Source organism: Pokkaliibacter sp. CJK22405, from assembly GCF_046614695.1.
Taxonomy (GTDB): Bacteria; Pseudomonadota; Gammaproteobacteria; order Pseudomonadales; family Balneatricaceae; genus Pokkaliibacter.
Map to the genome: position 1 here is coordinate 85,307 of NZ_JBKKHQ010000028.1, position 22,215 is coordinate 107,521.

Here is a 22,215-nt window from a genome sequence, read left to right on the forward strand (position 1 = left end):
ATAGATAACAGGGAATCGAATGCCCAACGCACCAGACATCGAAGAACAGTTGGCGGCAGTTAACCAGTCTCAGCGGGAACGTCTATTCCACATAGATTTCAAACTCTACTTCTTGGGCTCGGTAAACCGCACTGATCTGGTATCACGTTTTGGTATCAAGGAAGCAGCCGCCTCTCGCGACCTCTCACTCTACAAAGAGCTCGCTCCGAAGAACATCGAATACGACACCAAAGCAAAAACTTACATCCAGCGAGAAGGCTTTACCCCGCTTTTTGAATACACCGGCAGCCAGACGCTCGCAGCCTTGTTGCATGGCTTTGCAGATGACTTTGTTGGTAGCCAAAAGCCTATCGTTACGTGTGAAGCACCTACGCAGCTTAACTTCCCGAACATCGCTACGCTGGCTTGTATTACGCGTGCAATCCATAACAGGCAGGTTTTGAAGGTTCAATATCGATCTTTATCCAGTGGTATTAGTGAACGAGAGATAGTGCCCTTTGCTTTGGTCGATAATGGATTGCGCTGGCATGTTCGCGTCTACGACAGGGCTCGGAGTCGTTTTGCCGACTTCGTAGTAAACCGCATTGAGTTCCCCAGACTCATAGCGGGAGAAATCCCCGAGCAACAAACCAAATCGGCTGACAACCAATGGAACAGAATCGTTGATCTGCACATTGTTCCGCATCCAAGCCTTAAACATCCCGAGACAATCGCATTTGAATACTGCATGACGGAAGGAAAATTAGAAATTCAAATCAGAGCTGCAGCGGCTGGGTATTTATTGCGAAAATGGAATGTCGATTGCTCTACGGGACACGAAATTAATTCAGCTGAAACTCATCTGTGGCTTGAAAATCCAGAAACACTATACGGTGTTTCAAGTGCAAGCCTAGCACCAGGTTATGAAAAATCACGAGGAAGTAAATAATGGAAAACGTATTCAAATTTAGAGATGAATTGATTGATGAATACAGTTCGTTTTCCAGGAGCTTCGTATCAATTGGTGCTATAGATATAAAAAATCTAGTTGAAAAAGAATACATCGACGGTCGTTATTGGCCGCAGCCACTGATTCAAATTAATCCTAATTATCAGCGAAAAGGAACTGTTCAGGACCTAGCTAATAGCGGTGTACTACACCCTCTATGCGCAGATATTTTTAGAACAGGGAAGACCGAAGGGAAATCAGATCCCCTTTTTCTCTACAAGCACCAAATAGAAGCTCTTGCGAAAGGACAGGAAAAGCAAAGCTTTGTGGTGACAACTGGTACCGGTTCTGGGAAATCTTTGTCATTTTTTATCCCAGTCATTGATGCAATTCTTAAGGGTAAGGAAAAGGATTCTAAACCAAGAACTCGGGCAATAGTCATATACCCGATGAATGCTTTAGCTAATAGCCAGCTAGAGGAGCTTGAGAAATTCCTTGTCGATTTCCCAGCGAGCGAGCGGCCTTTTACGGTGGCTCGATATACCGGTCAAGAAAATTCGGCTCGCAGAGAAGAGATTGCAAACAACCCTCCAGATATTTTGTTAACAAACTTCATGATGCTTGAGTTAATTCTGACGCGTTATGAGGACGTTGATCGAAGAGTAGTCGAAAACTGTGGCGGTCTAGAGTTTTTGATTCTTGACGAATTGCACACCTACCGTGGCAGGCAAGGTGCAGATGTCGCTGTCTTGGTTCGTAGGCTTAGAGAGCGACTCACAGCCAATTCAATGACTTGTATTGGTACGTCTGCAACAATGTCTAGCACAGGCAAACAAGCGGATAGAAACCGAGTTGTTGCCGATGTCTCCAGTAAATTGTTCGGCACGAAAATCTCGGAACATGATGTTATCGGAGAAACACTCGAGCGAGTAACCACCCAATCAAAAGATGTAGCATCCATTAAGCCTCTTTTAAGGCAAGAGGTTGAAAGGGATTTTTTTACTTGGAGCGGGTTTGATGAATTCAAGGACTCTCCGCTGGCAATTTGGGTTGAACTCAATTTAGGTATTGAAATACCTGATGATGAGCCGCCTAAGCGCGCCAAACCTCAAACGCTTAAATCCGCATCTGAAAGACTCGCTACTGATGCGGGAATGTCTCAAGAGCAAGCAACGATAGCACTGCAAAAATTTTTGGTTGCTGCTCACGACATCAGAACACCCCAAGGTCGGCCACCTTTTGCTTTCAAGCTTCATCAGTTCATCAGCGGTCCTGGAAAAGTGCTGGCAACCCTTGAGCCTGAGGGCACTAGAACTATCACCTTAGATGCACAACGTTTTGCACCGGGTCGGCAGGAGCAGGCAGTTCAATTGTATCCTACACACTTTTGTCGAGACTGTGGCCAGGAATACCACCCTGTTTGGAAAACAACTCACGGCCAAATCAGATTTGATCCACGAGATATTGGGGAGATTACCACAGCAGATAACGAGGAATTGAATTTTGGATTTTTGTGTCCTAAAAAGTTAACTCTGGCCTATAAAGGCGGATTAGAGGATCTTCCTGAAGCTTGGATTGATTTCAGCAAATCAGAACCAAAACTCAAGCCTACCTATAAAAAGGCCCGACCAGAAGAGTTTACTATTGACGCCCAGGGCATAGAAGGGCGAGGTCATAGATATTGGTATATTCCAGGTAAGTTTCGTTTTTGTTTGAATTGCTCACAGGTTCATGAAGCGCATGGGAAGGATATAAATCGTCTTGCAAGTCTATCTGGTGAGGGTCGATCATCTGCAACAACGGTACTTGCACTTTCAGCACTGCAACAACTTTTTTCAATGGAAGAGCTGCCAGAAGGCACACCAGATCCAAGAAAGCTATTGGGATTTACAGACAATAGGCAAGACGCTGCCTTACAAGCTGGCCACTTCAATGACTTTATTTTCCTCTTGACTCTGCGGGCAGGTCTCATAGGTGCGCTGAAATCTAATAATCTATCACTGGATGAGGAAAAGCTATCCGAAGAAGTTTTCAAATCCCTTGGCTTTGATAAGGTCGATGAAGGCACACTTGCTGAGTACCTTAAAACGCCAAAGCTTATGGGACTTGCGAGACAAGAGGCCCAAAGAACTCTGCGCTATATTATTGGCTACCGCCTAATACGTGATTTACGACGCGGCTGGCGATTTAACAACCCGAACCTCGATCAGTTGTCACTCCTGCAAATAGGTTATCGGGGACTAGAAGACTTTTGTGCAGAAGAAGAGCTTTTCAAAAATTCTAAAAATTCGGTACTGGAAAAACTTAACGCTTTTAATCGAGCCAACCTATGCAAAGTTCTGTTTGACGAAATGCGTCGATCACTTTGCCTCGAAACTCGCTACCTCGATTCAGTAGAGCAAGACAAAGCAAGAAATAGCGCATTCACCTATCTTAATGAACGCTGGGCATTTGCGCCCGATGAAAAATTAGAAACCTCAAAATTTCTTATTTTGACAAAACGACCAGAGTATAAAGGCAAACCCAGAACGGATTTGGTTTCAGCTGCAGAAAGATCTCGTGTAATTAAAATCATCAAGACCGCAGAATTCTGGAAATCATCGTCATTCGCTGGGCAAGTGAGTACTTGGAAAGATGGCGAATGGGTTGAACTCGTTGCAGCCTTGCTTGAGCTAGGAACTCTTTATGGTTATGTACAGAAGCACAGCGTTGAAAAAGGTTTGGCCGGCTATCGCTTAAACGCGTCGGCGATGGAATGGCGGTTAACAGATTCTGTCGCTCAAGAAGAAAGCACCACTAACCAGTATTTCCGGCAGCTTTATCTAAATTTGGCAGAACTTTTAAAGCAACCTAATCACCCTTTATTTTTCTTTGAGGCACAAGAGCACACGGCGCAGGTTGATGCAGCAAGACGCCAGTTGTTAGAGCAACGATTTCGTTACACTGAAAAAGATCAAAAGGAATGGCTTGAAGAGCCCGGCCACGAGACGCCACTCGAGCGTTTGCCGGTCATGTTCTGCTCCCCAACCATGGAATTGGGGGTCGATATTTCAGCACTCAACACAGTCTATTTGCGCAATGTTCCGCCGACGCCTGCAAATTACGCGCAGCGAAGCGGACGCGCTGGCCGATCAGGTCAGCAGGCATTAGTCATAACCTACTGTGCATCACTGAGCCCACACGATCAGTGGTTCTTTCATAACGCTAATGAAATGGTTCATGGTGTGGTAAAAGCGCCAACCTTAGATTTAGGAAATCGTGAACTCATTGAAAGCCATTTACACGCTGTTTGGTTGGCCGCCGCAGAAATCGAGCTTGATAGCAGTATCGCCCCAATGGTCAATTTAGAGGACGAAGCCAAACCGTTACAACCCGCGCTAATGCAAAAGTTGGCAGACCCTAATGTTATTGCCAAAGCTCGAGAGGCCGCAAAGGGTGTTATCAGGCAACTGGAGAGCGAACTTAGCAATAGTCATTGGTTTACTCAGGATTACATTGATTCAGTCATCAATCAGGCGCCATCAAATTTTTCACAGGCACTGGATCGTTGGCGAGCCCTATTTGACGCTACGCGCAAACAAATGGATATGGCTGAAGCAGTAGCCAAAAGCCATACAGCCACAGATATGGAAAGAACAAATGCAAAACGTCGTTGGGGTGATGCGGCGAATCAATATGGCATTTTGTTGAAAACAGGGAATACACAGAATTCTGACTTCTATACGTATCGATATTTGGCAAGCCAAGGGTTCTTGCCAGGTTATAACTTCCCTCGCTTACCGCTGATGGCATGGATTCCCGCACGTGGCGGTCAAGGTGCAGGTAAGGATGATGAAGGCAGCATGGTCAGCCGCCCAAGATTCCTAGCGCTCTCTGAATTTGGCCCTCGCAGCCTTATTTACCACCAAGGTCGTATGTATCGAGTGGTTCGAGCCAAATTGAATGTCGGAAATAGCGACCACATCTCAGGTAATAGTTCACTCGCTACAATCACGTCACGTGTATGCAGCCAATGTGGATATGGGCATTTAGGTCAGCCAGGCGGTGAAGAACCACTGGTTGAACGCTGTGAAAATTGTGATGCCTTATTAACAGAGGCGGATTGGGTAAAAGAACTGTACCGGATTGAGACAGTCGAAACACTGCCCGTTGAACGCATCTCTATCAATGATGAAGATCGGCAGCGCCAAGGCTTTGAATTACAGACCACTTATCGGTTCTTACCCGGTCCGGACGGAAAAATTCAACAGCACAAAGCCATAGTTGAGTCAAACGAAGAGCCTTTGGCTGAAATAACCTACGCGCCCGCTGCTCGAATCTGGAGGATCAACCGTGGCTGGAGAAGAAGAAAAGATAAAAACCAGTTGGGCTTTTACATCAACCCAATTACCGGCACCTGGAGCAAACAGGATGACCCCAACAGTGAAGACGACAATAGCAACGATGAAAGTGCCATGGACAAGGTTGCCAATCAGCGAATTGTCCCTTTTGTTGAAGACCACCGAAACCTGCTGATTCTTCAACCAACTCGATTGCTTTCAATCGAAACAATGGCAACGGTTCAGGCAGCCCTGAAACGCGGCATTGAAATGACATTTCAAATTGAAGAGTCCGAGTTAGTCGCTGAACCATTACCTAAGCTAGATGATCGAAAATCACTGCTATTTTACGAGGCCGCCGAAGGTGGAGCTGGCGTTTTAACGCGCTTAGCTTCCGAGCCAGAAAGTTTGGCAATGGTGGCAAGTAAAGCGCTGGAAATCATGCATTTCCAAAAACCAGATGACAATTGGGATATAAGCCAACTGCCAGCGCTTGAGAAAAAAGATGAGCTAGGTAATGCCCTATGTGAAGCAGGTTGTTACCAATGCCTGTTGTCCTATTTCAACCAGCCAGATCACGAAAACATCAACCGAAGAGATCGAGACGCGCTTGAATTGCTGGTTACACTCGCGAATGCCAATGTGCGCCAAAGTTCACAAATTGGCAGTGATGCAGCAAGCAACTCCATGCTTGATTCCCATAAAACGACGGGCTCTGCAGCTGAGTTTCTCAGCACCATCGAAAAGAATGGCTTTAACAAGCCTGACGCCACAATGGTGACCGTCGCAGGTGGCGTTGCCAAAGCCGTTGCGCAATATAAATCTGCACGCACCTTGATTTTTACCGACTGGCCAAACGACGAAACTATTCAGCAATTAACAGACAAAGGCTGGACATGCCTGAACGCATCGAACAGCGCGCAGTGGGAAAGCTTGTTTAACGAACACAGTAAGCTGTTTAACCCAGAAGGCCGTAAGGAAATTTAAGCATGACACAAGAATACAACTACCTTCCGGGTAACTTAGTACACGCACGCGGCCGCGAATGGGTCGTGCAAAATGAGTCGAATCCTGATTGGCTTCGCCTGCGACCGCTGGGCGGTACCGATGACGACATTATCGCGTTGATTCCAGACTTAGAACTCGAGCCTGTTAAATCGGCCACCTTCCCTTGGCCTGATGCTGAGAAACCTGGTAGCCACTCGGGTGGATTGCTGCTGCGCGACGCCCTGCGCTTAAAGTTGCGCACCGGCGGCGGGCCGTTTCGCTCCTTTGGCAATATCGCGGTTGAGCCACGCGCATATCAACTAGTTCCTCTGCTAATGGCGCTGCGCCTAAGTACAGTTAGGTTATTGGTCGCGGACGACGTAGGTATCGGTAAAACCATTGAAGCAGGTTTAATCGTTCGAGAGTTGATGGACCGTGGTGAAATTTCCAAACTAGCGGTTTTGTGTCCGCCCCATCTAGTTGAACAATGGCAATCAGAATTGGAAAGTCGCTTTAATTTGCATGCGGTTGCCTTAACTTCAGCAACGGCCAGCCGCGTTGAGCGTCAAGTACCGCATGGCACAAGTTTGATGGATCACTTCCCCATTGTGGTGGTGAGTCTTGATTACATTAAAAGCGAGCGGCACAGGGAGCATTTCCTCTCCATTGCCCCGGAATGCATCATTGTCGATGAGGCACACACCTGTGCATCCTCTGGCCAGGGCAAACAGCTGCGCTTTGAATTATTGCAGCGCCTTGCAGCAAACGAAGAACGCCACCTTATTCTCCTGACCGCCACACCTCACTCCGGCGATGAAGCCGCCTTCTACAATCTCATATCACTTTTAAACCCGAAATTCTTGGCACTTCAAAACCGAACCGCTGCCAGTGACCCACTTCGACAAGAGTTGGCACGTCACTTTGTGCAACGTCGTCGTAAAGACATTACCGAATGGCAAGCCGAAACCAACGATGGCACTGGTTTTCCTCGTCGAATGAAGACTGAAGTGACTTATAAACTCACTGGTGACTGGGGTGGCTTTTTTGATGCCGTGCAAAACTACTGTGTAGAGCTGGCCGAAAGTGTCGAGCGCCAAGGGGAAAATGATGCGCGTTTAATCTGGTACGCCACACTTGCCTTGCTACGCTGTGTGGCATCATCACCTGCCGCTGCGGTTAAAGCGTTAAGCAACCGATTAGAAGGCTTGCAAACACCCGATGAGCTGCTCACCGATGAGCGCCTGCACGATGGTGAAGCCGATGATCTCTCGGCGTCGGATATCGAACCACCCGCACAATTAGACAACCATGCACTTAAACATTTAATCGATGAAGCAGAGCGCCTAAGCGGAAAACAAGGCGACCCTAAACTTGCCGCCCTGATTCAGCACATTGAATCACTGCTGAACGAAGGCTTTCATCCCGTCGTATTCTGTCGTTATGTGGCTACAGCCCACTATGTTGCTGAACACCTTCGCAAACAATTTCCCAAAGCGACCATCGAATCTGTAACGGGTGAACTAACGCCTGAAGAACGCCGCCTGAAAGTGGAAGATATGGAAGAAGGTGCCAATTCTACAAAAGAAGGGCGCATTCTGGTGGCCACCGACTGCTTGTCAGAGGGTATTAACCTTCAGCATTTGTTTACCGCAGTTGTTCACTACGATCTAGCCTGGAACCCAACACGCCATGAGCAACGCGAAGGCCGTGTGGATCGCTTTGGCCAGCAAGCCAATGAGGTGCGTTGCACCATGCTCTACGGCCAAGACAACCCAGTCGATGGATTCGTTTTAAACGTTATTCTGCGCAAAGGCGAGGCGATTCAAAAAGAGCTGGGCGTATTAGTGCCCATGCCCGAAGACGATACCCGCATTAATCAAGCACTGGTAAAAGCCGCCTTGATGAAACGCTCCGCAGGTAACTCACCCTACACGCCAGATATGTTCGCCGATGCCGAAGAGCTGCTCGCACCGGTCGAAACAAAATGGCAAGACGCACTGACCAAAGCCAAAGCGAACCGCACCGTATTTGCCCAGCGCCGTATCCAACCGAACGAAGTACTGCCTGAGTGGCAAAAGCAACAAGAATCCTTAGGCACCCATGAAGATGTTCAACGCTTTATAAAAACCGCAGCGGCACGCTTAAATGCGCCTTTAGAGACCACCCGTGGCAATCGCTATCGCTTTTTGCCGCAATACACACCGGAGAACTTGCGCCAACGCTTAGCCGATGAAGGCATTGAGCAGCCAGTAACGATCGACTTTAACGAGCTGCACCGCAGCCACCTGTTAGTCAGTGTATTGGCTGATCACTTGATAGAAGAAAGCCTGCAAGGCGATAGCAACTTGGCTGCTCGTTGCGCAGCGGCAGAAACCGACAGCGTCGATGTCGTGACCACCATCTACTTACTGCGTTTGCGTCACCAACTGGAATATGTACGTCGTCGTGAACCTTTTCAACTGATGGCTGAGGAAACCGTCGCCCTGGCGGTCAAAGGCCGCACCTCCCCAGAATGGATTACTGGTATTGAGGTAAACAAACTCTTGGAATGCGTGCCCAGCGGCAACTTGCCCAAGGAGGCCATGACCCGCGAGATCCAGCACGCGCTGACCTTTATGCAAGATAACCAAGCAAAACTCAAAGCGCTCGCCGAAGAGCGGGCTAACACCTTGCTGGTCGACCATAAGCGCGTGCGCGAAGCGGCACGCGATGTGGGCCAATACAGTGTACAAGCCTGTCTGCCGGTAGATGTGATCGGTGTGTATGTATTACTGCCCGATGCGCTGTAAGGAGCTTTGAGAAAAATGAAAAAAACAAAACGCCAAATTAAAAGCGCACTGAATCTGCCCAGCATCACCCTCGAAGGCACGCTGTTTCTGCCAGACCAGTTAGAAAAAGCCGCCCTGGGCCAAGCCAAGCACCAAAGCGAGGCCGACTACCACACGCCCAAAGGCCTGCGCTTAAAAGACGATTACAGTCGCGCTTTTCAAATTGCCTGTGCCCAGTGGAAGCACTTTGCGCCAGCATTAGAGCGGGAAGATGTCGATGCACTTACCGTCACCCAGACCTTTATTGAAGAGCTCCTGCGCGATGCCTTCGGCTACAGCAGTTTACAAGCCACGGCAGCTGTTCTGGTAAATGAGCGGGCCTACCCAATTACCTTTATAGCTGGTCACGTGCCGGTGGTGGTCGCGCCCTTTAACGCCAAGCTGGACGACAGCCTGCCCAACTTCGCCATTGAAGGTAGCGGCAGCCGCAAAAAGTCGGCGTTTCAGTTAGCCCAAGAACTGTTAAACGCCAGCGATGCCCACCTGTGGGCCATGGTCACTAATGGCAAACAGCTGCGTTTATTGCGCGATGCCGCCAGCCTGACCCGCCCGAGCTTTTTGGAAGTGGATTTTCAGGATGTACTGCAAGGCCAACGCTTTAGTGAATTTGCCAATATCTGGCGCGTGTTGCATGCCAGCCGCGCAGCAACGAATGACAAGCCCGAACACTGTATTTGGGAAGCCTGGCGCGAAACAGGCAAAGCTGAAGGCACCCGTGTACGCGAAGGGCTGCGCAATGGCGTAGAGCAAGCGCTCCTGGTGTTAGGGGAAGGCTTTATTCAACACCCCGCCAACCAGCAATTAAGGCAGCAACTGGATAACGGCGAACTCAGTAAAGATGCTTACTTCCAACAGCTATTGCGCCTGATCTACCGGCTGATTTTCATGCTCACTGTAGAAGAGCGCGGTGTATTACACCCAGCCGACGAGAGCAAAACCGCGCAGCACGCCCGGCGCGCTTACGCTCAGGGTTATGCCTTAGGTCGTTTGCGGGAAGCCTGTTTGAAGCGGCGCAACCTCAACCGCTTTGACGACCACTGGCAAGCGCTGCGCATTGTGTTTAATGGTTTAGCTGAAGGTGAACCCCGTTTGGCATTACCGGCCTTAGGGGGCTTGTTTAACCCTGCGCAATGCAAAACCCTGGATGCCGCCAGCCTCAGTAACAAACACCTGTTGTTGGGCATGCGTCATTTGCGCTGGGCCAACCATGGCGGTACCCCAGCGCCGGTGGATTACCGCAACATGGGGCCGGAAGAACTCGGTAGCGTGTATGAAAGCCTGCTGGAATTGGTGCCAGAAATTGATCTTGCAGCAAAGACCTTTGGCTTTATCGGCATCACCAGCGAAGGCTCCACCGCCGGCAACGCCCGTAAAACCAGCGGCAGTTACTACACGCCCGATTCCTTGGTGCAAGAACTGATTAAATCTGCACTCGAACCCGTCATTGCGCAGCGCTTGGCAGATAACAAAGCCAACCCCACCGAAGCGTTACTCAGCATTCGTGTGATCGACCCCGCCTGTGGTAGCGGTCACTTTTTACTGGCGGCGGCGCGCCGATTAGCCCAAGAGTTGGCTCTATTACGTAGCGAAGACGGCGCCGTAAAACCTGCTGATTATCGCCATGCCCTACGTGAAGTGGTTAGCCACTGTATTTTTGGGGTGGACCGTAACCCCATGGCGCTTGAACTTGCTCGCACAGCGTTATGGTTGGAAGGCTTTGAAGAGGGCCAGCCGCTTTCCTTCCTCGATCACCACTTACAATGTGGTGATGCCTTGTTGGGGTTAACGGATCTAAATGCGCTCGAATACGGCATTCCCAAAGCCGCCTTCAAAGCACTTTCGGGTGATGAAAAGCCTATCTGTACAGCGCTGAATAAAGAAAACACCAAAGCCTTAAAACAGCTAGAAAAAGGCCGTAAAAGCCCCCAGTTCAAACTACCGCTGGAACAGGCCAACCAGCTGGCTGAGCTGCAAGCCATCGAGGCCATGCCGCAAACCAGCACCAAACAGGTGGCCAAACAAGAAGCGGCGTACAAAGCCTTTTTAGATAAGGCGCAAACCAGCCACCTGCGCCATACGGCCGATATGGTATTGGGTGCGTTTTTACTGCCGAAAACCGAAGCCACTGAAAGTACCATCCCCACCACTGCTAGTGTCTATTTAGAACTGGTCAGTGAAAGCCACAATGCTCAGCATATCGCCCAGCGAGAGGCGGCAATGCAATCTTGCGCAGAAGCCCGTGTATTCCATTGGCCCTTAGCCTTTCCGCAAGTATTTGCCCAGGGCGGCTTTGACTGCGTATTGGGTAACCCGCCGTGGGAGCGCATCAAGCTGCAAGAAGAAGAATTTTTTGCCACCCGTAATGCCGATGTCGCTAAAGCCAAAAATAAAGCCGAACGTGCCCAACGCATTCAATGGCTCAGCGAAGGCATGTTGGCCAAACATTTATTGCCGGAATTGCACCACCCCGAGCACGAATGCAAGGCCGAGGTGCGTTTATTTAACGAGTTTGTGAATGCGAAACGCACAGCAGAGGCAGCCAGTGCCTTTATGCATGTGAATGGCGATGAAGGTGGGCGTTATGCATTGACGGGTGTGGGCGATGTGAATACTTATGCGCTATTTAGCGAAACAATTTTACAGATTACTGCTAGCAATGGTCGTGCAGGTTTCATTGTACCTACAGGCATAGCTACTGACGATAGTACAAAAACTTTCTTCTCTCATTTAATTCGTGATAAACGTTTATCAAGGCTCCTTAGCCTTTACGAAATAAGGGGTTGGTTCAAAGATACTGATGATAGAAAATCATTTTGCCTTTTGACCTTAGGACAATCCGAAGTAGCTGAATTTTTATTCGATGCTAAATCTATTAATGACTTCAGTGAGCCGGAAAAGTGGTTTGAGTTAACAAGTGAGGATTTTAAGCTACTAAATCCCAATACATTGACTTGCCCTGTATTTCGAAGCAAAAGAGATGCAGAAATAACAAAAAGTATCTATCGAAATACTCCCGTGTTAATCGATACATCTCGACCGGAAGGGAATCCTTGGGGTGTCCATTTCATGACCATGTTTCACATGGCTAACGATAGTTATCTATTTAAAGATGAGTCAGGCTCAGATTTAGTTGCCTTATACGAAGCAAAAATGGTTCATCAATATGATCACAGATGGGCGACTTTTGTTGGCGATAAAGCTAGAGATTGTGAGCTTCATGAAAAAGATAACCCGGGATTCAATTCAACTCCTCGTTACTGGGTTAAAAATGCAGACGTAATTGAGCGCCTTACGAAGAGGGATAAAGCTGGTAAAGTAACTTGGCAATGGAAAAGTGATTGGCTGATAGGGTGGCGGGATATTGCTCTACGTTCAGTCGAGAGAACTGTAATCGCGTCTGTTATTCCGAAGTGCGGAGTAGGAAACACGATGCCACTACTCTTTTCAAATCATGGTGCGTCACTGCTATCTTGTTTGTTAGCCAATTTTAGTTCACTAGTTTTTGATTATGTAGCTCGTCTGAAAGTTGGGGGGACACACCTTACATATAACTACCTTATGCAGCTGCCAGTTATACCACCTGAGCGCTATCAGGCGGCTGATATAGATTTCATCGTCTCCCGAGTATTGGAGCTTACTTACACGAGCGATGAGATGTCAGCTTGGGCGCAAGATCTTGGATTTGTGGGTAGCCCTTATTCTTTTGATTCAGTTCGCCGCGCTCAGCTGCGGGCTGAGCTAGACGCCTATTTTGCCCAGCTCTATTGCCTCACCCGTGACGATTTGCGTTTCATTCTCGACCCAGCAGACATTCTAGGGGCTCAATACCCAAGTGAAACCTTTCGAGTTTTGAAGAATAATGAGGTTAAAGTCTATGGCCAATATCAAACCCAACGTTTGGTATTAGAAGCCTGGGATAAACTCGAAGCGGGAGAGCTGCACTGATGCTTACCCACTTAAAGCTTGATAATTTTAAAATCTGGCGCAGTACCGGCCCGCTGCGCTTGGCACCGCTAACCTTATTGCTGGGCACCAACTCCTCGGGTAAATCCAGCTTGATTCAAAGCCTGTTACTGATTCGCCAAACGGTCAAAAGTGACGACCCAAATTTAGATTTGAATTTGGGTAATCCCGACAACGACAGCAGCAAGTCCGATTCCGTTACCCTTGGTCAGTTTCAGGATGTGCTCTGCCGTAGCGCCAGTGCCAGTCCAGGCACTCCAGCCAATCAGTTTGGTATTGAATTTCGCTGGGCAGAGCAAACCGATAACACAGATTCATCCCTGTTTTCAGCACGCTACCGAAAAGGCGCAGGTGACAGCGCCGAGTTGGACATACTGCGTTTAGGCAAAGATGGCCAAGGCTTTACCGTAAAGCGCCGCAAAGCCGGTATTTACCAACTGAGCCTCGCCAACCAACGTCGCCCATTAGGTCAAAGCGCCGACTTTCGCCCCGAACGCTCCTTCGCTTTTTCTGCCGCCACCCTCAATAAGCTGGTCGAACAAGCAGAACAGATTAAAGACATCGGCCCGGAACTGCTGGATGAACTCAGCCGAATCATCTATTTAGGCCCAGTGCGCCGTTTAGCACAACGCGACTACGTCTGGGCAGGCCGGATGCCCGCCCACATTGGTGATGACGGCGCCAAGGCCATTGATGTTTTGATTGCCAGTGGCGTGGAATACCAAAAGCAAATGAAAGCCGGTTCGCCCATTAGCGGGGATGCGCAACTGTTTGAGCAAGCAATGCACTGGCTAAAAACCATGAACCTGGCCGATGCTTTGGCAGTAAAACAGCTAGGGCGTTCTGCCCGTTACGAGCTGCAAATTATTAACCATAACGAAGCCAGCAATTTAAAAGATGTGGGCGTAGGGGTTTCGCAGGTACTGCCGGTGATTGTCGCCGCTCTGTTTGCCGCGCCTAACCATATCGTCATCATCGAAGAGCCTGAGAGCCATTTGCACCCTTTGGCGCAAAGCCAGCTGGCAGAGTTGTTTGCCCAAGTTAGTCATGAACGCGGTGTGCAGTTCATTATCGAAACCCATTCCGAACATCTGCTCACCCGCCTCCAACGCCGCGTGGCCGAGCAGAAAATCGAGCCGGAAACACTGGCCATGTATTTCGTAGAGCGTGATGGCACTAAAGCCAAAATCAATGCCCTCAAACTCGACGACTACGGTGAAATCAGCAATTGGCCAGAAAACTTCTTCGGCGACGAGATGGGCGACATCGCCGCACGCACCATGGCCGCCATGCAGCGCAAAATCGACGAAAAGAAAGCATCAGCGACCAAGGAAGGTGAGGAATGAATGCCGTAGTGATTGATACCAATGTGCTACTCGTGGCCAATCAGCAACATGCTGATATTTCTGAAGAGTGTGTTTTAGCCTGTACTGTAAAGCTACTGGATGCAAAAACAAAAGTGGTAGTGATCGATGACGGTTTTCGCATTCTCAACGAATACCAAAATAAAACATCGGCACAACAAAACACCCGTATGGGCGATGTATTTTTAAAGTGGTTGCTGCAAAACAAAGCCAATACGGATCGAGTACATCAAGTCACCATTACAGAAACCGCCAAAGACAACTTCGCAGAATTCCCTGACCAAGCCTTACAGCCCAGCTTCGACGCACCTGACCGCAAATTCCCGGCCGTAGCCAACGCACATGCTGATAAACCACCCGTGTTGCAAGCCGCCGATTGCAAATGGCTGAATTGGTGGCCAGCTCTGCAAGCAGCCGGCATCCTGGTGGACTTTGTTTGCCCGGATGATATCTGCGGTTTTTATGGTAACAAGTTCCCCGGCCAGCCTGTTCCGGCTTTGCCGTAAGGTGATGTGATGGATGCCCTAAAACGTTCGTTAATTGAAAAAGCCGGCCATGATTTTGGCTTTGAATACACCGTAAGTGAAACCCCGGAGTCCATAACCCTCGGCTCAGCACGCCACCCACTGCACGTGGAAATTGCACTAGCAGCAAGCAACTTCCGTTTGCACTTTGGCAACGCCAAACATCAGTTGTTGAATGAATTGAAACGCGATTTCCCATTACATGATCGTGAAATTCTGAGTGATTCAGTCAACAGTATGGCGGTTGTGTTTAAGCGTGCAGCCGCGCTAGCGCACGCCCTGCCTAACCAAGCAGAAAATGATTTTGGATCCGCGCTAACAGCCGAACTCAACAAACTACCCGAAGGTGTTAAAAACACGGAAGTGGAGCGCATCGTACGGCAGCGAGTTGGGCAAGACACTTACAGAAAAGCTATGTTGGAATACTGGGGTGGTGCCTGTGCTGTCACCGGAGTCGCCATGCCTGAAGTATTGCGCGCAAGTCATGCCCTGCCCTGGGCAGAATGTGAAAGTGATGCCCAGCGTTTGGACGTTTTCAATGGCTTTTTGCTGACCGCGAATTTGGACGCACTTTTTGACCGGTTCCTCATCTCCTTTGATAGCAATGGGATTGTCCTTATAGCAGAGGATATTTCAGAAAATGATCGTGAATTTTTAGGACTCCATTCAAATTTGTCACTTCGGTGGGTCGCAAACCAACACGAGCCTTATCTGGCCCAGCATCGCCTTCGACTTAAAGCGCGGCAAACCAAAAACAGCCAAGGGGGCTCGGAGTGATCACCTTTGACCAACTGATGCTTCCATTAATGAAAGCGCTTGTTAACCTTGGTGGATCAGGCAGCATCGATGAGATCTATGAGGACGTGGTCGAGCTTGAGAAGTTCGATGAAGATACGCTGGCCATTTTGCACAACCCGGACAAAAACAGCCAAAGAGAAATCGGTTATCGCTTGTCCTGGGCTCGCAACCATCTGAAGAAGGCTGGGTTTCTCAAGAATTCGTCACGCGGTATATGGGCGATTACGGATAAAGCGAGGCAAGCGCGTGAAATTGATAGCTGCGAGATCGTCAATTATGTGCGGTCACTGAATAGACAGGCTTCTCTAAATGAACCAACTCAGCTCCCGTTTTGGGAGTTAAACCCGCGTCCTAAAGCTCCACCAAACATAGAAAAACCCCTTGGTTAACGCCAAGGGGTTTTTGCTTTTCAGGGATAGCGTAACGCACTATCACGCAATCTGCTGGTGCGCCTGTGTTGCCAGACGCTGCGCGGCGTCACGCAGGGTTTCTTTACCGTGAGCGCTTTCACCCAGGAAGCTGAATTGCAGCGGCATGCCGGTGTCTTCCTCACCGTAGTGAAACTTCACTTTACCGATCAGTTTCTCCAGCCCGACATTGGATGAGCTTTTACCACCGACAAAAAGAGCCGGTGCATTGAAGGTTTCATTCAGGCCTGTCATCGCCAGTACCTTGAAGTCCTTGATACGCAGGTTCTTTGGGTCTTTCATCAGCAGGGCAATATCCGCCGCCGAGATTTTATTCTGCGCCAGCATGCGGCTCGCTTTCTGTTTGATATCTGCCCGCAACTCCATCGTTACCTTGCAGCGCGCGCGGGGGGTGTCCTGCAGGTGCTTAAGCAATGCCGCAAAGTTAGGGTCCTGCTCAGCATAGACTCTCAGACGTTCAGCATTACTCATCGCTCGCTCATCATCGATATGCGACAGCAGTACTTCGACAATATTATCCTGGGTGAGTCGCGCCAGATTGCTGAAGTGGGTGGAGTACTTCACTTCCTTGCCAAGCACCATGCTGTGGTTCTTGTGCGCCAGACCTGCCGTCAGGGTGTCTTCCATCTGGGTGACGGCACTGCGCTGGGCCATATTCACCGTTGGCATATTGGTGAAGTAGGAATGCAGACGACGCAGCTTGTTCAGATCCCGCTCATGGCGCGCCAGTGTCGAAGTGCCATCCAGTGAGTTGTCGTTTTTCACATCATTCAGCAGACGCTGGGTTGGCGCATCGGTAAAGGCGCTACTCAGCGTGGAAAGCACCGTCTTGATCGAGTCAAAAGGCAAACCGCCAGGTTCCTGTATCTGCACATCCACCTGTCGGCTGGAGGCATCCTCAAAGCTCAGTTTGGCTTCGATACCGGTAAAGCTGGAGAATTGCTGAAGGCTGTCACCGTTTCGGTTAACACGCGGCGAAGTCACGCCCTGTGCCGTGAGCCCGGCGCTCATCTGTGTCTTGTTAAAGAGTTCAGCACGATTATTGGCCGTCTGGCGGTGAATCGCCTCGCCGTTTTCCTTATCGCGGGTATGGGTAAAGCTCAGCATATTGTTAGCGAAACCTACACCGGCTTCACCCCGCAGTTTGAAACCGGGATTCGCTTCTGAGCCTGTACCACCCACAGCAGCGCGAAGACCAAACTTACCCACCAGATCAACGCTGAAAGACACCGTGTGGCCATGACGATTACGGTGATCAAAGCCCAGCTCAAGCAGCTCTTTTGGGCTGATCTGCTCAATGTTGGAATCCATCAGACGATCGACGAAGTTATCCAGCTCAGCCTCGTTGATCCGAAACTCAAGACCATGACGGGCGGCATGGGTCAATGTGTTCGATACGGTGATACCGGCACGGACATCAAGACTGGCGTCCCGGTCATTACCCACATCCATTTTGAACTTCGAGGAGAAGTCAGGATCATTAACGTCCAGACCGGCCATCAGCGGCATCACATTTTTGCCGATGTAAGCACCACCGGTAATACCCTGCGCTTTATTGCGAGCAAAGGAGATGTAGATCTCGTTTTCATCACGAGTAATGGTCATGGCCCGGTTAACACCGGAGTTCGCGCCAGCAACAGCATTAGTGAATACCACACCTTCCTTGCCGGGCACGTACATGGTGCTGACACCTGCCTCATAAGCACGGCCCAGTGACAGCGTTTCACCTTCACGCAGATGCCCCAGTACTTCTTTCAATGTCTGGCGCAATTCCTCACGATTTTTGGCATCCAGCGCAGAGCGGCTGGTCATGGTAACGCCATGATCATCCTTACGCAGCGCCTTCATAAAGCCTTTGACGACATCGTAGTTCGCTTCAAGATCACCATAACTGGCATGACCCATATCGGTATAAACCTTGACGGGATTGTCCCGATATTGTTCATCACGCAGTGCGCTCAAGTCTTCCCACAGGCGGTTCATCTGTCTTTCGGAAGGCGCAGCATTGCCAGCAGCATACATTTCCAGCTTAGCCAGAATGGGCTGCATTTTCATGAGGGTCAGCGTGTTAAAACTCAGGCGAGACTTCACCAGTGAATGCTCATCATGAGTATCTCGACGACGACCCAGCGCGATGTCACTTTTGCTGTGGCTCAGGTCAATACCACGCTCGTGCAACTGCTCAAGCATCTTGCCGGTCGTTGTCGACGAAAGCCCCTGCTGATCCCACAGCGTCTTCAGCTCTTGCGCCAGATTATGGCCCTTCGCACTATGAATACCGTGCTGGTGCTTGGCTTTAGCCTCTGCTTTTAGCTGGCCGTGCTTGTCAGTGAGGCCTGCATGGTTGGCGATGTTCGAGAGAAGTCGGAATGACGAGCGGTCCACTTCATCGGTGAACAGACGGATTTCATCCAGCAGGCGCTGGCCCTCTTCACCCAGAGAGCAACCAGGCTGCCCACGCTTGCCACTGACTTCCAGTGAACTCAAACGCTGATGAATATCCTCAGCCCGGCGCCCCTGTTGACCACTCAGACTTTCCATCTCGTGGTTGATGCGCGCGGCCTCTTCGTATACGCCAGAGAGGCCTTCACGACCACGGTAGCTATGCTGAATCGCATCCCCTGCGATTTTGACGGGGCGTGGGGTGCTCATATCCATGCGGACATAATGGGCACGTAACCGCTCGCGGAAGCCACTTTGTACCGAGGCTGTCTTTTCTGCGTTGTTAAAGCCCGCCAACCCCATGGTGAAGCGCATTTCACGGCCACGCACCTTCATGCTTTTCTCCGCCTGCGACAGACGTGTAAACGCCTGGTCAAAACGAGAGTTCAGATTTGAGGTACGGGATTCAGGCAAGCTGCCTGCCTGCCACTGGCCATCCTTCAGCGTAAAACTTTCGCCATTCAGAGACAGCGAAAGCTCCTGACGGGAAGAGAGCGCGCTGGTAATTTTTGGCGTATTGATCAGCGGCAGCATGGGTAATGACATCGGTTGCCAACGCGTCGCACGGCGGCCTGCCAGCGGATGGTTCCATTCGCCCTTTGGCATCTGATAAACAGCACCATTGGCAGTCACGCCAATCAGGTTCTGATCACGATCCATATGAATTTGGGCAAGCTTCTCGCCTGCTGGAATCCCCAGCGCCGGCAACTTCACCGTTTGGCGCATCGCCCGGTTATGCGCCTGAGAATTCATGCGCACATGAGCGCTTCCTTCACTGTCCAGACCCACATAATGGTGATTATCGATCACTGCGGCTGAGATAAAACGATCGCTCTCTTCAGCTCCCATGGCTGAACGGCCGAGCTTCGGCTGATTACGCTGCATAGGAATGCTGTAGATGCTGCTTCCCAGCACATAGCGGTCGGTTACGTCCGCCGCCTGGAAGCTGCGGAGCTGTCCATCTACGACTGCATAGCTATTGCCATCCAGCCCTCGCGTAATGGCACTGAACTTCTTGCCATTATCCAGGGTGCGCCAGTCGCCTGAGAGAGGATCCTTATAAGACACCCGGCCTTCTTCGCCAAGGCGCATAGAACCGAAACGCTCCTGATGAACATAGCTGCCAGCAACGTCACGTGAAGTCAGCCCCTGCGTATGATGGCTGACAAATGAGTCACCGATATTCCATCCGGCTTTAACGTCATCCGGGCTCTTAACAGGACACGTATGGCTCTGTCCTTTTTCATCCTTAATAACGGTATTCAACTGGCCGCGGCTATCGTTAAAGAAGCCAGTCACACTCTGATCTTTGCTAAGACCCGGAACATTTACATCCTGACGGGAGAATGCCACAGGCTGGCCACTCTGTCTGGCAGCATCGATAGATGCCATGGTGGTGGTAAAAAGAACACCATGCGCATCGGCCAGATAGACGTGATCATCGTCAACAGCCACATGCTTGATTGAGCCGGCCTTTGCTGGTGGATGCTCTTCATCGACACGAAAATCATTCACCGTGAAAGCAATACGCTGCTCTTCTCCCGAAAGCGGGTTTAGCATACGGAGAGACTGGCCTGACTCGCTCTTGGTCACAACTGTGAGCTGGCGCTGACCATTTTGATGATAGGCGCTAATCGCATCTTTGGTCTGAAACAACACTTTGCCATCAGCCGTCAGATCGACAATGCTACGCTCCTGACCCACATCAACCTGAGCAGTAATTCGACCGGCACTGGTTTGCAGTGATTTCCAACGGTCGCTTTGCTCACCGGTATCAACCCGGCTCCATTGTTGCTCTTGTGCAGCAAATGACATGAGCTGCTGATCATGGAGGCGAAAGGTATTGCCGGCAGCATCCTTGTGCACTCGGCTCATCAAAGCCTCATGCTCATAACCCGGCAAATCCAGCTCACCCGAGGCCGCGGGCAGAGAGCTATGCATTGCCGTCATACTGGCGGGCGTGCTCGATAAATAATGCACCAAACCTTCCCGATCTTTTAATAAAGCGCGGCTCTGCCCGTTGGTTTCACCATTGGCAAGCGTACTTACCTGCTCGAATCGGCGATCATTTCCGGCAACGGTTTCCTCAAGCAAGGTTTTCATTTCAGGTGAAGTCTCTGGCCCATACGCCAGACGCCCTTCACTATCCACCTTAAGCTTGAAACGCGTCCCCTGCCCGGACAACACTTCTGGCGATGCGACTACACCTGGACGACGCTTTTTGAGCGTGCTGCTAGTGTGATCTTTAGTGACCCAATTATCGAGACGGCTAAACGGATTCCGACTCGGCCTTTTTACTTCGCTATTCGAGAGAGCACCGTTGGGAACAGCGGTGTTAACCGGCTCTTGGCTTCTTGCTTGACGCAGTGCCGCACGCTGCTCGGTCAGGCCCGAAAAAGGCTGAGGCATCTGAGAGCGAACTCCCTGACGAATCTGTGCGATGGAGCGCGGCGGTCTAAACTCAGTACTCGGGTTAGCACTCACCGGATCCAGCGGTTCCTTGGGCGGCCGTGGCGGTGGGTTTTGGTTTGAGTATTGCGAGGGAAGATAGTTATTAAGTAATTCATCCTCCCACGCATAGGGGTTCTGTGCAGAACGTCCTGAAGAGCGCCTGCTGGACTCTGCCGCATTAAGCCCTTGCTCGCTACCTCTTAAATGTTGTGAAGATGACGAGCTTGGGCTGTGCAGATGACCGAGTAACGAATCTCTGAGCTGCGGCTTTAAATGATCACGATAAAACAGCTCCGGATGATCATCAAAAGGGGTTCTTGTGACAGCCGGGGATGCTACCGACACGCGATGTTCTGCACGCGGCGAGTGCTGTTGTGCTGGAGTCGCGGCAAACGCGCGCTCATCGCGCGGCTGTAGCGGCGCAGGAGCTGACCGGATAGCTGGGCCTCGAAGCGGATTACATTGAGCCAATGACGACGCGGAAGACGCAGGGCTCAGGCGTGGAGAGATATTTGATGCTCCCGCTTTATTTTCCCCCTTAAAGCGCTCTTTGAGGGCAGTAAAGGAAAGGTAGCGATGTTTATGTTTACCTGTCTCTGCAGCCTGCTTTAAGGATGGTGGCTGTGCAGATGCAGTAAGACGATCAACCTTATCTGCACGAGTGGCAGGCGCAGGTGATTGCTGCAGCTGTCCACGCTGCAGTCCAGATGTCATTCTTGAGGAGTCCAACGCAGCAACGTGCGATGAACGATTGAAAACTTTGCTAAGCAACCGACTAAGTCCGTTCAAGTACCGAGTCAAAAAAGCGTACAGCTCCATGCCATGGCTTTATTTGAGGTACAGGGTGATTACTCACGCAAAGATAACTGAGGAAAATGTCGCTTTTATTTCAAAATCATGTAGATCAAAAAAGTATTTTCGAAGAGCAACTTTCTACAGATAAATGAACGAAAACCACTAATTCATCTCGAGCAAAAATGCCACGGCATTAGCTGACTGGTCGTCAGAAGAACTTCTGCTCAGGGAAGAAGGTGTATTAGAGACCGGTTACTCGGTACTACAGAATTTTTTAAGCTCTTAGAATGAGCTTTCAGGAGGGCGTTATATTTTTCCAAGCATAAAAAAACACCCTGACCATCTCTGATCAGGGTGTCGGTGTTGGATGCCTGGCAATGACCTACTC

9 protein-coding genes are annotated in these 22,215 nt (G+C 50.0%); 8 read left to right on the forward strand and 1 reads right to left on the reverse strand.

What is annotated here, in order from left to right; all coding sequences use genetic code 11:
- Positions 1 to 19 precede the first annotated feature (19 nt).
- Genes ACKC9G_RS18030 through ACKC9G_RS18065 form a run of 8 tightly spaced genes read left to right on the forward strand, consistent with a single transcriptional unit; the run spans position 20 to position 16,100 of the window.
- Positions 20 to 928 (forward strand): WYL domain-containing protein, encoded by a 909-nt coding sequence (locus tag ACKC9G_RS18030; RefSeq protein ID WP_411408009.1) that lies wholly within the window; start codon positions 20 to 22, stop codon positions 926 to 928.
- Positions 928 to 6,234: a DEAD/DEAH box helicase gene (locus ACKC9G_RS18035; protein ID WP_411408011.1), complete on the forward strand. Its 5,307-nt coding sequence runs from the start codon at positions 928 to 930 to the stop codon at positions 6,232 to 6,234. Before ACKC9G_RS18030 ends, ACKC9G_RS18035 begins: the two co-directional genes overlap by 1 nt.
- 2 nt (positions 6,235 to 6,236) lie before the next feature.
- On the forward strand, positions 6,237 to 9,023 hold the full coding sequence (locus ACKC9G_RS18040; protein WP_411408013.1) for an SNF2-related protein: 2,787 nt from the start codon (positions 6,237 to 6,239) through the stop codon (positions 9,021 to 9,023).
- 15 nt (positions 9,024 to 9,038) lie between these two features.
- A complete protein-coding gene (locus ACKC9G_RS18045) occupies positions 9,039 to 13,007 on the forward strand; it encodes an Eco57I restriction-modification methylase domain-containing protein (RefSeq protein WP_411408015.1) in 3,969 nt (1,322 codons plus the stop codon).
- Positions 13,007 to 14,371 (forward strand): AAA family ATPase, encoded by a 1,365-nt coding sequence (locus ACKC9G_RS18050; RefSeq protein ID WP_411408017.1) that lies wholly within the window; start codon positions 13,007 to 13,009, stop codon positions 14,369 to 14,371. Before ACKC9G_RS18045 ends, ACKC9G_RS18050 begins: the two co-directional genes overlap by 1 nt.
- Complete coding sequence (locus ACKC9G_RS18055) at positions 14,368 to 14,895, forward strand: hypothetical protein (protein ID WP_411408019.1); 528 nt, start codon at positions 14,368 to 14,370, stop codon at positions 14,893 to 14,895. Before ACKC9G_RS18050 ends, ACKC9G_RS18055 begins: the two co-directional genes overlap by 4 nt.
- Positions 14,896 to 14,904: 9 nt before the next feature.
- On the forward strand, positions 14,905 to 15,690 hold the full coding sequence (locus tag ACKC9G_RS18060) for an HNH endonuclease (RefSeq protein WP_411408021.1): 786 nt from the start codon (positions 14,905 to 14,907) through the stop codon (positions 15,688 to 15,690).
- Entirely contained in the window at positions 15,687 to 16,100 is a 414-nt protein-coding gene (locus ACKC9G_RS18065; RefSeq protein WP_411408023.1) for a winged helix-turn-helix domain-containing protein, read from the forward strand. The genes ACKC9G_RS18060 and ACKC9G_RS18065 overlap by 4 nt, the downstream gene beginning before the upstream one ends.
- A 42-nt stretch (positions 16,101 to 16,142) precedes the next feature.
- Here the strand turns inward: ACKC9G_RS18065 and ACKC9G_RS18070 are convergent, their stop codons facing one another.
- Positions 16,143 to 20,990 carry an AvrE-family type 3 secretion system effector gene (locus tag ACKC9G_RS18070; RefSeq protein ID WP_411408025.1) on the reverse strand — a complete coding sequence of 1,616 codons (4,848 nt, stop codon included), beginning with the start codon at positions 20,988 to 20,990 and terminating at the stop codon, positions 16,143 to 16,145.
- Positions 20,991 to 22,215: the final 1,225 nt, after the last annotated feature.